This is a genomic window from Haladaptatus marinus, from assembly GCF_051194195.1.
In genome coordinates, this window is sequence record NZ_JBLZNK010000001.1 from 15,781 (window position 1) to 29,513 (window position 13,733).

The window sequence follows — 13,733 nt, forward strand, 5'->3', positions numbered from 1 at the left end:
CTAAAGCTAACCCCGTTGAGGTCGTCATGTGATAGCATGACTGACGACCTACCCCAACTCAGCGACGACGAAGAAGTCGCATTGCACGAACTCGAACTCGGAATCGAAGGGCTGCGAAAAGCACACGGATACCTCGTTCACTTCCATCACGCCACGGGTCACGCGATGAGCCATCTCCGAGTCGCCGAGTCGAACCTCCGTGAGGCCGGACACGACGAGTTTGCCGACCACATTCGAGACGAAATTCTCCCGTGTGGCCTCCTCGGCGACGAACGGTGGACTTACGACCTGCTCGAAAAATTCGAAGAGGAGTTCTTCAACGACGTGCTCGCGTTCGAACGGGACGTTCGTGAGGACGTCGCATCGGGCGAACGGCACGTCAAAGAGCGCCGCCAGCAGCGCCGGTGGCGCGAACGCGCGAAGGAGTAAATTCAGTCCTCTCGGACGAACGTCACCGGACACGGTGCAGAGAGCATGACTTCCTGTGCGGTGCTCCCGAACACTGCTTTTCCGGTCGGCGAGCGTTTCCGACCTCCAACGAAGATGCCGTCCGCGTTTACGTCCTCCGCGAGTTTGACGATGGTTTCGCCGTGCTCGCCGATAGCACCGCGAACCGAATAGCCGATATTGTCCTCGTCCAGCGCGTTCGAGAGCGAACGAATCGTGGCGTGACGCGCCGCCACTTCGTCGGAGTTCGGTTGTCCGGACGGGTCGTAGTCGAGTCGGTCGATCACGTCGTCGAACTCCTCGTCCGTGAACACGTGTGCGAGGACGACTGTTGCACCAGTCGGCCCCGCTACGTCCGCCACGGCGGATGCGAGTTTGTCTGTACGGTCTGCATCACCGGGTCCCACGGCGAGTAGAATCGTCTCGATTGCCATGGTATTAGCTCTTCGTGCAGAATCTTAAAACTGCGGGGGTTAACTCAGAATCGAAGAAACGAAGACGCCAACTTAGTATATACTGCCCCGCGAACGAGGAGTATGATTACGCCGGAGTTGGATGGACGAGTCGCACTGGTCACTGGCAGTTCGAAAGGCGTCGGAAGCGAACTCCTATTGTCGTTGGCCGACTGCGGGGGCGACGTGGCGGTTCACTACCGGTCGAGCGAGGAAGACGCACGGGAAGTCGCGGAACAGGCACGAAATCGCGGTGTCACCGCGATTTCGGTGCAGGGCGACGTTACCGACCCGGATAGTGTGGACGACTTCTTTTCGACCATCGAGGGCGAACTCGGCACGGTGGACGTGCTGATAAACAACGTCGGCCCGTTCGCACCCGACCATTGGGAAGATATCTCGTTCGAGACGTGGAACACGGTATTTCACGGGAACGTCAATGGAACCTACCTCTGCTCGAAACGGGCGCTCCCCGGCATGCGAGAGACGGAGTTCGGACGAATCGTCAACGTCGGCTACGCCAGTTCGGAGAAGGGTCTCATCAACCCCAAGAACGCGCCATATTTCATGGCCAAGGCTGCCGTCCTGATGTTTACCCGAATGCTCGCGGCCGACACGCAGGACGACGGCATCACCGTCAACGCGGTGTCACCCTACGTGGTGGAGAACTCTGACGTGTTTCCCGACGACCTGCCTCGCGGGCGGGCCGCCACGTTCGAGGATATGGCACAGGCAGTGCGGTTCTTTCTGGACGAGGATAGCGACTACTTGAGTGGCGTGAACGTCGAAGTTGACGGTGGCTGGTTGCCCGAGACGGTTTAATTCTGAATCCGTCTAATTGCCTTCCAGTGCGTCGATGGCGACTGCCCCGACGACGAGAGCAGTTTTCGGCACCGACCCCGAATCGCTGATGCGAATGTCGTACTTGTCGCGGAGCGAAAAGCGACCCGCGATTTCGCCAATCGTGTCGCCCTCGGGAGTCGTAATCGAGTACTTGTGTGGGAGAAGCGAGAAGATGTTCGAAATCGAGCGCAGAGCTTCGATGAACGCACTGCGCGAGGCGACCTCCGCGAGTTTGGTTCCATCGGGGCTCTTAATCGTCCAGCGATGGTGGTAGAAGGTGAAATTCTTCGTGAGCACCAAAATTGGCTCGTCAGACCCCTCCTCGGTCAGGACGTAATCGCCCGATACGTCCAGAATGTTTTTCGCCTTCACGCGAAAGACGACGTTCCCGTCCACGTCGAAGAATGGGAACTCCTCTTTCATCTTGAACATCTTCTGTTTGGACTTCAGGACGAGGTTTCCGGCGGTGTCATACACCTTGTACTTGTTCCGGAAGTAGCTCTGTTCGACCGTGTACTCGTCGTCATCGAGGACGATACCACCGATGCTCCGCTGCCGAATTGGATCTTCCATGGAACATCCCTTGTCGCGGTTTGGTATTTAAAGCTGAGGTCGTGGTTGGTTTTACTTCGATACTCACTCGCCACCGTCCGCCTGCGCGTCGATTCCTTCGTCCGTCCCGTCACCCTCCACCCCTTCGACTTCCGCACGCCGTCGAATCGCGCGCTCGATGAAATCCTGTGGAAGCGATTCGATTTCCCCGGCTTGTACCCGCCAGAGGTTCGCGTAGAGTCCGTCGAGCGCGAGTAGGTCGTCGTGGGTTCCGCGTTCGACCACCCGACCGTCGTCGAGCACTGCGATTTCGTCGGCATCCTTGATGGTCGAAAGCCGGTGGGCGATGGCGAACGTCGTCTTCTCGCGAACGAGGCGAGCGAGACTGCGCTGGATGAGCGCTTCCGTTTCGGTATCGACGTGGCTCGTCGCTTCATCGAGGACGAGGATGGCGGGATTCTTGAGAATCGTCCGCGCGATGGAGAGTCGCTGGCGCTGTCCACCCGAGAGTTTCATCCCGCGTTCACCCACCATTGTGTCGTAGCCATCCGGCAGATTGACGATGAACTCGTGGGCTTCCGCGGCTTTCGCAGCGGCCACGATTTCTTCCTCGCTCGCATTGAAGGTGCCGTAGGCGACGTTCTCCTTCACCGAGCCGTAGAACAGAAACGGCTCTTGGCTGACGTAACCGATTTCCCGGCGGAGACTCCGAAGGTTCACGTCGCGGATGTCGGTGCCGTCGATTCGAATCGCACCCTCGTTCACGTCGTACATCCGAAGCAGGAGTTTGAGTACCGTGGATTTCCCGGCTCCGGTCGGCCCGACGAGTGCGATAGTCTCGCCGCGTTCGGCACGCAAGTCGATGTTAGAGATGACGACTTCGTCGTCGTACCCGAAACTCACGCCGTCGTATTCGACGCGACCCTCGCTGACGACCAAATCGGGTGCGTCGGCGCTCTCGTCCAGTGTTCCGCGCTCGTTCATCAGGTCGAAGACGCGGACGCTGGACGCCTTCGCGCGCTGGTACATGTTGATAATCTGCCCGAACTGGGCCATCGGCCAGATGAACTGCTGGCTGAGCACGATGAAGGTGACGAATTCGCCCGGTTCGAGCGTCCCCGAAAACGGGCTGGGCGGCCCCGAAAGAAGCCAGAAGCCGCCGACTGCGAACGTGATTGCGAAGCCGATTCCGGTGAGGACGCTCAGGCCGGGAAAGAACGTGATTCGCGTCGTGATGGCGTCCCAGTTGGCGTCGTAGTAGTCCTGGGACGCGTCCTCGACGCGCTCGGATTCGTACGCTTCCGCCGTCTCGGTTTTGATGACGCGAACGCCGCCGAGGTTGTTCTCCAGTCGGGAGTTGAGCGCGCCGACGCTGGCCCGCATCGCGGCGTATTTCGGCTGGATGATTCTCACGAACAGGGCGGTAAACAGCGCGAGCAGTGGCACCGGTACGAGCGCGACCAACGCGAGTGCCGGATTCAGCCAGAACAACAGACCGCCGATGCCCAGGACCATCACGATGAGTCGGAGCGCCGAACTCAACCCGTCGTTGAGGAACGTCTCCAACTGGTTTACGTCGTTGTTCAGAATCGACATCAGTTCGCCCGTCTGCTTGTCATCGAAAAAGCCCATATCGAGCAACTGCATCCTGTCGTAGGTATCGACCCGGAGCGTGTGCTGAACGCCTTGCGAGAACCGATTCCAGCCCCACCCCGAGAGCCACGAGAAGACCGCCCCGACGAGAAAGGAGAGCGCGATGATGGCAATGGAGAGCCACAACTGACCGGTCTTGGTCGCGGGAATCCATTCCGCGGGAAACAGCGGAAGGTGGAACTCCTCTTGGTTTAGGAATATCGTGTCGATGGCGAGGCCGAGGATGAACGGCGGCAGCAGTCCCGACAGACGACCGAGCATCGTGGCCGCGATTCCCAGCGTGAGCTCGCTAGCGTGGCCCTTTCCGTATTCGGCGTACAGTCGCCACATGGCGTTACCGGTCGGTTTTGTGGTGTCAGTGAGTGTGTTGCGGAGGCTGAATGGTATCACCTGAGTCGAGGTGTCTAGGCGTTCAGTGGGTTTGTGTGTTTCAGTAGTTGGAACCACGGCTTGCTGTTAGGGTACGACGACGGTCTCGAAGGATAGACCAGTATCGGGCGATAGGGGTGGTCGTCGTCCCGGAAACCGATACGATAGTTCGGAGACGGGAATGGGAGTTTGCCACGCCCATCTCCGTATTCAGAACGTCAACGGCTTACTGCCACAGTGCGGTATCCGTGTAGTTCTCGAAACGAATGACTCTGCCGTCACGGAGGTCGTTGACGTGTGCGAACGGACTTTCCATTGTGTCACCTGCTTCGTTCGTGGCATGGAACGTGCCCACGGTGACGACCGTGTCGCCACCGTCGATAAACCGGTCGGGTTCGACCCGAAACGTCTCGAACTCTTCTTTGGCCGGCATGAAGACGTTCTCCAGCACTTCATCTGGACTGTGGTACGTACCACCGAAGACGAAGCCCTCCGGTTCGATCCACTCGACATCGTCAGCCATCGTGGCCAGGGCAGATTCGATGTCCCCTTCGTTGAACGATTCGTATATCGTCTGCACTATCTCGACGTTACTCTGTCGTGTTGTTGCCATTGTTTCCCCCCAGTTTGTAGTGTAGAACTCGCGGAAGCATATAGCTCTCCGTTGTTGCTCGGGTGGGAAAATATCCATTCCAATTTTGAATGGAAATAGCGGTTCTCCTCCCAACCCCTCTACTTTCACTTTCACTCTGCTTTCATCTGCAACCGACAGGCATACCCTCATTCAGTCGCTGTCTGTGGATAGATGAGTAAGGACTACATCGAAGTGCGGGGGGCCGAGGAGCACAACCTCAAGGACCTCGACGTGAAGATTCCGCGTGAGGAGTTCAACGTCGTGACCGGCCTGTCGGGGTCGGGTAAGTCCTCGCTCGCCTTCGAGACGGTGTACGCTGAGGGACAGCGACGGTACATCGAGAGCCTGTCTGCCTACGCCCGAAACTTCCTCGGGCAGATGGACAAACCGCAGGTCGAGAACGTCGAAGGCTTGTCGCCCGCCATCTCAATCGACCAGAAGAACGCGGCGAACAACCCGCGTTCGACGGTCGGGACGGTGACCGAACTGCACGACTACCTGCGTCTGCTTTACGCACGCGTGGGGACGCCCCACTGCCCGCAGTGTGGCCAGGAAGTCGGCGAGCAGAGCGCCCAGAACATGGTTCGTCGGGTGCTGGATTTGCCGGAAGGAACGAAAGCGAAAATCGCCGCGCCGGTCGTCCGCGACCAGAAAGGCGCGTTCGCGGATTTGTTCGACGACCTCGTCTCGGACGGCTACGCCCGCGTCGAAGTCGATGGCGAAGAGTTCGATTTGACCCTCGACCGCCCGGAACTCGACAAGAACTACGACCACACTATCGACGTTATCGTGGACAGGGTGAAGGTCAGCGAGGAAGCGCGTTCGCGCATCACCGACAGCGTGGAAACCGCGCTGGAGGAGGCCGAAGGGATGATGAAACTCATCGTGCCGAACCCGCCAGAGGACGTGGATTTGGGCGCCGAAACGCGTTCGACTGGCGACTTGGCTGGCGAGGGTGACTCCCGACTCGCCGTCGAGTTTTCCGAAGACCTTGCCTGCACGCACTGTGGCATCGACTTCCGCGAAATCGAGACGCGCAGTTTCTCGTTCAACAGTCCACACGGCGCGTGTCCGGAGTGTGAGGGAATCGGCGAAACGAAGGAGGTTGACGAAGACCTCGTCGTCCAAGACCCGAGCAAACAGCTAAAACACGTCTTCGAACCGTGGGGCTACCAGCGAACGTACTACCGCCGACAGCTCGATTCCGTGGCCCGGCATTTCGATGTGGACTTGACGACGCCGTTCGAGGAACTCGACGAAGCGGTTCAGGACGCGTTCCTCTACGGCACCGACGAAGAGGTGTTATTCAAATGGGACACGAAGAACGGCGTTCGCCGGAAGGAAGAACCGTTTGAGGGCGTGATGAACAACCTCGAACGTCGCTACGTCGAAACCGACAGCGACCGGGCGCGAAAGCACATCGAGGATTACATGGCGGTGACCGAATGTCCCGCCTGTGACGGCTCCCGACTGCGACCGCAAAGTCGCTCGGTGTACGTCGATGGCACGTCGATTTCGCAGGTCAACCGAATGTCCATTGGGGATGCACTGGTTCATTTCGAAAGCCTCGAAGCGAACCTGACCAACCGTCAGAACCGCATCGCCGAGGAGATTTTGAAGGAGATTCGTGCCCGACTCGGCTTCATGGAAGAGGTCGGGCTTCAGTATCTCACGCTCGACCGTGAGGCTTCGACGCTCTCGGGTGGAGAAAGCCAGCGGATTCGACTTGCTACCCAAATCGGCTCCGGGCTGGTCGGCGTGCTGTACGTGCTGGACGAACCCTCGATTGGGCTGCATCAGCGCGACAACGACCGCCTGTTGAACACGCTGTGTGAACTGCGGGATTTGGGCAACACCCTCCTCGTGGTCGAACACGACGAGGAGACGATGCGGCGTGCGGACAACGTCATCGACATGGGTCCCGGCCCCGGCAGGCGCGGCGGCGAAGTCGTCGTGCAGGGTGACGTAGACGATGTGATGGCCCACGAGGGAAGCATCACGGGCGATTATCTCGCCGGACGAAAGGAAATCCCCGTTCCTGACGAGCGTCGGGAGAGCGACGTTCATCTCACGGTTCAGGGTGCCCGCCAGCACAATTTGAAAAATCTCGACGTAGACATTCCGGTCGGGAAGTTCACGGCCATCACGGGCGTCTCGGGGTCGGGTAAATCCACCCTGATGCACGACATCCTGTACAAAGGCTTGGCCCGCGAGATGAACAACAACACGTCGGTTGACCCCGGCGAACACGACGCCATAGACGGCATGGACGAAATCGAAAAGGTGCGACTCATCGACCAGTCGCCAATCGGTCGAACGCCGCGGTCGAACCCGGCGACGTATACGGGCGTCTTCGACTACGTCCGCGAGGCATTCGCGGAGACGAAACTCGCCAAACAGCGCGGCTACGAGAAAGGTCGCTTCTCGTTCAACGTGAAAGGCGGGCGCTGTGAGGAGTGTGGCGGACAGGGAACCGTCAAAATCGAGATGAACTTCCTTTCGGACGTGTACGTCCCGTGTGAAGAGTGCGAAGGCGCACGCTACAACGACGAGACGCTCGACGTGACCTACCGCGGGAAGACGATCGCCGAAGTGCTCGATATGTCCGTCGAGGACGCGCACGACTTCTTTGAACACGATTCCCGGGTTCGACGTAGGCTAAAGCTATTGAAGGACGTGGGTCTCGACTACATGAAACTCGGTCAACCGTCCACGACGCTGTCGGGCGGGGAAGCCCAGCGTATCAAACTCGCCGAAGAACTCGGCAAGAAATCGACGGGCGACACGCTCTACCTGCTGGACGAACCGACGACCGGACTTCACCACGAGGACGAGCGCAAACTCATCTCGGTGCTCCAGCGACTCACCGAAAAAGGCAACAGCATCGTCGTCATCGAACACGAACTCGACCTCGTGAAGAACGCGGATCACGTCATCGACCTCGGGCCGGAAGGTGGCGAGAAAGGTGGAAAAATCGTCGCGACTGGGACGCCAGAGCAGATAGCGCGGAACGAAGATTCGTACACCGGGCAGTATCTTCGTGATAAACTCCCCACTGTCGAGCTCGATGGTCCGCGTGCCGACAGGCCTGCACCTGCCGCGATGGACGATTGAGAACCGTCAGAGAGCTACTCTTTCCTGCGGAATGGCGGGCTTACCTCGAAGAATCGCACGCTTAAATCCGTTTATCCTAATTAATTTGAAAATTACTATCAGCTAAGCACTGGATAACAAAGTGTTGTCCGCGGTAATTTCGCACTCGTGTTACGTCCGGGTGGCAATGGCATAGCGAAACAACGGATTGCGGGTCACTGGTGGTATGAGTTCGACTGATGGAACCCCACAGGAACTGTCCGAAGATTTAATCTTCGACGTTCTTAAAAATCGACGACGACGGTACACACTCCACTACCTCAAACAGCAGGGCCGACCTGTGGAACTGAGCGAGTTAGCGGAGCAGGTGGCGGCCTGGGAGAACGACACGACCGTCGAGGGGTTGTCCGCGAACGAGCGGAAATCAGTGTACACCTCGCTCTACCAGACCCATCTGCCGAAGCTCGCGGACGCGGGAATCGTGGAGTATAACCAGAGCAGAGGCGTCGTCGAACTGTCCGCCAACGCCGCGCAGTTGGAGGGATATCTGCGCCCGCAAGACGAGTTCCCGTGGATTCGGTACTACCTCGGCCTCGCCATCGTCAGTGCAGTTCTCGTGCTCGCCGACTTCCTCGGTATTCCACCGTTTACCGCCATTCCGGACGAAATCTGGGGTGTCATCATCGTCGCCGCGTTCGCCCTCTCGGCGCTGGTTCATTACATGCGGCGTCGCCAACTCGGGACAGGGGAACGACCCCCGTCTGCGCGGTAAAAACGCTACCCTGCTTTCGGTTCACTCTGACTTCACTTCCTGCAACGAGAAAGAAGGTATTTGACTCGGCGGCCAGTAAGCGAGGATAATGTACGATTTCGTGGTGGTCGGCGCAGGCCCTGCCGGGTCGCGGTTCGCTCGACGGGCCGCGGATGCGGGGTACGATGTCCTCGTTCTCGAACGCGGGGAGGTTGGAACCCCACTCGCCTGTTCCGGCCACGTGAGCACCGATATCTGGGAGTTCACCCCCGACGGTGCGCGTGACCATCTCCTCCAGAACGAAATCTATGGTGCGCGTTTCCACGTCGGCGGATCCCGTTCTTCGGAGCATCCGTTCTATAAAGACGAAGTTATCTCGAACGTCATCGACCGGGTGGGTCTCGACAAAACACTCGCCCACGCCGCACGCGACGCGGGTGCCGACCTGCGAGAGGAACACAGCGTTACCGAGGTGGACGAGCACGGAAAGTACGTGGACGTAACGGCGAACACACCCGACGGCACCGAAACCTTCCGTGGAAAGATGGTCGTCGGCTGTGATGGTCCCGTTTCCCGCGTCCGTCGAGAACTCGGGCTGCCGGAACCGAAAGAAAAGCTACAGGGCGTTCTCGGCTTCGCGCCGAAAGCCCACGGTGGGAACTTCGTGGACGTACATCTCACCGCCCCGAAGTTCTTCGCGTGGCGAATCCCCCGCGGTGACGCTGGCGTGGAGTACGGACTCGCCGCACCACCGGGAAGGAGCGCCCGTTCCCTCTTCGATGAGTTCACCGCCGACTACGACGTGGAGACGAACGAGTTCTGCGCCGGGATGATACCCATCGGTCCAGCATCCAGCGTCACGGCGCACCGGGGATTCCTCCTCGGCGACGCCGCCGCACAGACGAAACCGTTCACCGGCGGTGGCATCCTCTACGGCATGACCTCGGCAGACCATGCGGTTCGAACCATCAACCCCGACGACCCCGGCACGCTGGCCAACTACGAGCGTGCGTGGCGGAAGGACTTAAAAAACGAGATTCGACTTGGCCATTGGGTTCGGCGGGCGTATTCCCTTCCCAAACCAGTACAGACCGCTGGACTCAGAACGATGTCGGGCGAAATCGGCGTTCACATGGACAGGCCGACCTCGCTTTTCTCGACGGAGCACCTTCGAACGCTTCTGCGACGAACGTAGCGAGTTCAGTGTCGGGAGTTGGTGTTACGCGTCGCTTCCTTTGTAGCGACTAATGGGACTGTTATTGGTTACAACGAATAGGCTTCGGGCACGTCTGGATGCGATGAGACTAGTCGTTGTGAGATGACGACTATTGCTGCCAGGCAGAAGCCACGCCCGAGAACAAACCTCGCGATACAGCAGTTGAAGACGACGCTATTGGTCGATACTGCGACTAACGCAGTTCTCGATATTCACGTGACGACAATGCGGCGATCAAACAGAAATTCGGTGCGTTCGTCCACTCACGCGTCTGGTGGAAGCAGTTCCGCGAATTCGTCATCAAGTGTATCGTTTACGATGTCGAACGAGGTCTCGCGATTTCATACGAGAGATGTGTCTGTATGTTATTTGGGGAGAACGGGATGCTGAATACAGAGGGTGTATTCACCACGACGAATTCGTTTATTTCGCCCACTATCTGCTGAACCAGGCGTTAGAAAGGGAGTGCGTATCTCACAAATGAATCCGCTCTGATTGGTGCAGTTGGGGGCGGCAGTACGGATTGCTCAGGGTCCGAATCCAAGTAGACCGAGGATGATGAGGGTGATACCGCCCAGTATCATAGAGAAAGCCACCCTAGCAGCGTATGCACGTTGTTCCTGTTTTGCAGCTTCAGGGTCGGACTCCCATTGGTTTGCACTTGGGTAGTTGCGGATAGACAGCGGACGAGCATGTGCGTAACCGCCGCCTAGTATTAACAAAACACCTGTCGCCTCAGTCAATACCATACTCCGTCCATGTGATTGTGACCAGAGAGGGCGTACATAAGCTTTCTGCCGCTTCTTTTCGGGCATCCACTCGATACGCACGCGTCTCAAGCGGTTGATTAGGTAGTGAAGAGCTGAAAGAATTGAAGTTGCTATGCTGATAATAACCTCCGTACGTAACGCTAAATCCAAGCTAGTTCCATGACCGACTTCCGCGCTGTATTCACACGGCCACTGAAACTTATCACCGGCAGAGTATTTGAACAAGGCCACAGAAACGAATTACCCTTTACGAACGTCCCAAAAATCGATACGGAAAACGAGAAAAACCCGAACGGAACGCTACTCTTTATTCTAAGTTGTACAGTTCGGGGTATTTCTCGTTCACGTAGTCGAGGAAGTAGTCGGCAGTGAACGCCTCGCCGGTCGCGACTTCGATGAGTTCGTCCGTGGTGTACAGACAGCCGTGTTGGTGGACGTTGGTGGTCAGCCAGTCGTGGAAGTCGTCGAACTCTCCCGCACGAATCTGGTCTTCCAAGTCCGGGATGTCCTCCTCGGCTTTCGAGTAGAGTTGCGCCGCGAGAACGCTGCCGAGGGAGTAAGTCGGGAAGTAGCCGAAGCTTCCGTGGCTCCAGTGTATGTCCTGCAGACAGCCCTCCGAATCGGTGTCGGGGCGGATGCCGAGATACTCCTCGTATTTGTCGTTCCAGAGTTCCGGCACGTCCTCGACTTCGATTTCGCCGCGGATGAGCGACTTCTCGATTTCGAACCGAACCACGATATGCATGTGGTAGGTGAGTTCGTCAGCTTCGACGCGAATCAGGTTGTCCTCGTAGACGCGATTTGCGGCCTCGTACATATCTTCGACGGAGGCGTCTTCCACGTCGGGGAATCGCTCTTTGAGGGCAGGAAGGAACCGCTCCCAGAAGGCGCGCGACCGACCGACGTGGTTCTCCCAGATTCGGGATTGGGATTCGTGTGCGGTCAGGTCGCGGGATTGACCGAGCGGTGTCCCGTACTGTTCGTCCGGAAGTCCCTGCGTGTAGGTCGCGTGCCCGAACTCGTGGATGGTGCTCATCATCGCGCCGAGCGGGTCGCTTTCGTCGAAGCGCGTCGTGACGCGAGCGTCGAACTGCGTCCCGCTGGAGAACGGGTGCGGGGCGGTGTCGAGACGCCCGCGCTCCCAATCGTAGCCGAGCGTGTCGAGGATATCCCGCGACAGTTGTTCCTGCGTGTCCGTGTCGTAGGTGTCGTCGAACGGCGTGGCGAGTTCGACGTCGCTCTCCCGAATCGAGTCGATGAGGGGGACGAGTTCGTCGCGGAGTCGTTCCAGCATCTCTTCGGCGGTTTCGATACCGAGGTAGGGTTCGTAATCAGCAAAGAGCACCTCGTAGGGGTCTTTGTCGGGGTCGATATGCTCCGCGTACTCGCGTTTCAGTTCGACCAGTTTTTCCAGCGTCGGGGCGAAAATCGAGAAGTCGTCCTCTGCCTTCGCTTCTTTCCACTGTGGGAGAGCTTCGGACGTGGTGCGGGAGATTTCTTCGACCAGTTCCCCGGGGACGCGAGTCGCTCGTTCGTACTCGCGTCGCACTTCGCGCACGACGGCGGCCTGTTCGTCGTCCAGTTCCTGCGATTCGAGTTCGTCCAACAGGTCGCCCATCTCGTCTTCGGTGAGCAGTTCGTGGGCAATCGCTGACAGGGCGGAACGCTGTTGTGACCGGGCGGGCGTCCCACCTTCGGGCATCACGACTTCCTGGTCCCAGCCGAGAATTCCTGCGGCGTTCTTCACGTTCGAAATCCGCTTGACCTTGCCGAGAAACTCCTCGTACGTGGCGTTCTCTGTGGCGGCTTCGGTTGCCATCACAGGGTGTTTGCTGTCACCGATTATCAATGACTGGGTTTCGGAACGAAACTCTCAGAGTCCCTCCGCCGCGCTCCGATAAATCCGATAACAGCGTTCCAACACGTCGATTCCCACGCTCTCGGTTTTCGTGTGCGCCTCGCCGGGTTCGGATGCTCCGCAGACGACACAGGTCGTTCCGGCCTGCGAAAGCCATCCGGCGTCGGTCGCGTGAGGTTTCGTGACGTGTTCGGGGTCGCCGTCCTGTGCATCGGTCGCCGCGGCCAACACTGTGTCGGCGAATTCGGCGTCATCACACTCCATCGGCGGCAAATCCTGTTCGACGGACCACGTGACGCCGTCGATTTCTTCGACCGCTTCGAGGTCAGCGCGCTCGCCGGGAACGGTTCGCTCGTCTATCGTTATCGTACACTCGGCGGGAATGACGTTCCACGCGCTTCCACCGTCAATTTCGGTGGCGACGACGCTACCGGAAACTTCGTGGCCGAGGACGGAGACGGTCGGCACCGAACAATCGCGGACGATATCCACCGCGTCACAGGCCCGGTAGATGGCGTTCTCGCCCGCCTCCGGTTCGCTGGCGTGGGCCGCGGAGCCACGCGCGGTGACGATGCTCGCACGTCGGCCCCGATGAGCGATGACCACGTCGGTGACGTCGTCTTTCGAGTAGTTCGTGGAGCCTTCGGCGACGATGGCGTACTCCGGGGAAAAGCCGTTTTCGATGGCGTGGCGCGCGCCGTCGCCTCCCACCTCTTCGCCGACGAAACTGGCGAACACGAGTTCGTAGGTCGGCTCCGCGTCGCGGAACGCGAGCATCGAAGCGACCACGGAGCCCTTCATATCCGCCGTTCCGCGTCCGTAGAGTCTGCCGTCGTGTTCTTCGACGACGTACTTCCCGTCCTCGACCTGCGATTCGTCCGGCGGTACGACATCGTGGTGCCCGACGAGTGCCAGTGACGGGCCTGCTCCCCGGCGAGCAATGACGTTACCCGCCTCGTCTCGCGTCACGTCGGCGTCGGTTTCCGCGCGAAGCCACGCTTCGATGAAGTCGCCTGCTTCCGTTTCATCTTCGTGGCTCGAAATGGAAACGAGGTCATGGGTCAGTTCGACCAGTTCGTCCATACCTTCCCATTT

General features: G+C 58.8%; 11 protein-coding genes and 1 pseudogene. 6 read left to right on the plus strand and 6 right to left on the minus strand.

The annotated features are described in order from the left end of the window. Nucleotides 1-36: 36 nt before the first annotated feature. A complete protein-coding gene (locus ACN2TU_RS00095) occupies nucleotides 37-429 on the plus strand; it encodes a hypothetical protein (protein ID WP_435151466.1) in 393 nt (130 codons plus the stop codon). Nucleotides 430-431: 2 nt separating this feature from the next. Here the strand turns inward: ACN2TU_RS00095 and ACN2TU_RS00100 are convergent, their stop codons facing one another. After that, nucleotides 432-881, minus strand: a complete 450-nt coding sequence (locus ACN2TU_RS00100) for a universal stress protein (RefSeq protein WP_435151469.1) — start codon at nucleotides 879-881, stop codon at nucleotides 432-434. Nucleotides 882-983: 102 nt separating this feature from the next. Here ACN2TU_RS00100 and ACN2TU_RS00105 point away from each other — a divergent pair, with 102 nt between their 5' ends. After that, nucleotides 984-1,721 (plus strand): SDR family NAD(P)-dependent oxidoreductase, encoded by a 738-nt coding sequence (locus ACN2TU_RS00105; protein ID WP_435151471.1) that lies wholly within the window; start codon nucleotides 984-986, stop codon nucleotides 1,719-1,721. A 12-nt stretch (nucleotides 1,722-1,733) separates the two neighbouring features. Here the strand turns inward: ACN2TU_RS00105 and ACN2TU_RS00110 are convergent, their stop codons facing one another. The 3 genes from ACN2TU_RS00110 to ACN2TU_RS00120 all read right to left on the minus strand — a co-directional run bounded on the left by ACN2TU_RS00110 (nucleotide 1,734) and on the right by ACN2TU_RS00120 (nucleotide 4,929). Beyond that, on the minus strand, nucleotides 1,734-2,315 hold the full coding sequence (locus ACN2TU_RS00110; protein WP_435151474.1) for an LURP-one-related/scramblase family protein: 582 nt from the start codon (nucleotides 2,313-2,315) through the stop codon (nucleotides 1,734-1,736). A 63-nt stretch (nucleotides 2,316-2,378) separates the two neighbouring features. Beyond that, entirely contained in the window at nucleotides 2,379-4,277 is a 1,899-nt protein-coding gene (locus ACN2TU_RS00115; RefSeq protein ID WP_435152415.1) for an ABC transporter ATP-binding protein, read from the minus strand. Nucleotides 4,278-4,542: 265 nt separating this feature from the next. Next, nucleotides 4,543-4,929, minus strand: a complete 387-nt coding sequence (locus ACN2TU_RS00120; protein ID WP_435151476.1) for a nuclear transport factor 2 family protein — start codon at nucleotides 4,927-4,929, stop codon at nucleotides 4,543-4,545. Between the two features lie 192 nt (nucleotides 4,930-5,121). On the opposite strand from ACN2TU_RS00120, the gene uvrA reads away from it, so the two are divergent. The 4 genes and pseudogenes from uvrA to ACN2TU_RS00140 all read left to right on the plus strand — a co-directional run. Then, complete coding sequence (gene uvrA, locus ACN2TU_RS00125) at nucleotides 5,122-8,064, plus strand: excinuclease ABC subunit UvrA (RefSeq protein ID WP_435151478.1); 2,943 nt, start codon at nucleotides 5,122-5,124, stop codon at nucleotides 8,062-8,064. Between the two features lie 205 nt (nucleotides 8,065-8,269). Continuing rightward, the gene (locus ACN2TU_RS00130; RefSeq protein WP_435151480.1) at nucleotides 8,270-8,815 is read left to right on the plus strand and encodes a DUF7344 domain-containing protein; all 546 of its coding nucleotides are present in this window, start codon (nucleotides 8,270-8,272) and stop codon (nucleotides 8,813-8,815) included. An 88-nt stretch (nucleotides 8,816-8,903) separates the two neighbouring features. Continuing rightward, complete coding sequence (locus ACN2TU_RS00135) at nucleotides 8,904-9,989, plus strand: geranylgeranyl reductase family protein (protein ID WP_435151483.1); 1,086 nt, start codon at nucleotides 8,904-8,906, stop codon at nucleotides 9,987-9,989. 159 nt (nucleotides 9,990-10,148) lie between these two features. Further along, nucleotides 10,149-10,345: pseudogene (locus ACN2TU_RS00140) on the plus strand (hypothetical protein); the annotation flags it as partial. A 742-nt stretch (nucleotides 10,346-11,087) separates the two neighbouring features. Here ACN2TU_RS00140 and ACN2TU_RS00145 read toward each other — a convergent pair. Next, nucleotides 11,088-12,599 carry a carboxypeptidase M32 gene (locus ACN2TU_RS00145; protein WP_435151485.1) on the minus strand — a complete coding sequence of 504 codons (1,512 nt, stop codon included), beginning with the start codon at nucleotides 12,597-12,599 and terminating at the stop codon, nucleotides 11,088-11,090. A 54-nt stretch (nucleotides 12,600-12,653) separates the two neighbouring features. After that, the gene (locus ACN2TU_RS00150) at nucleotides 12,654-13,721 is read right to left on the minus strand and encodes a M20 family metallopeptidase (RefSeq protein ID WP_435151488.1); all 1,068 of its coding nucleotides are present in this window, start codon (nucleotides 13,719-13,721) and stop codon (nucleotides 12,654-12,656) included. Nucleotides 13,722-13,733 lie beyond the last annotated feature (12 nt).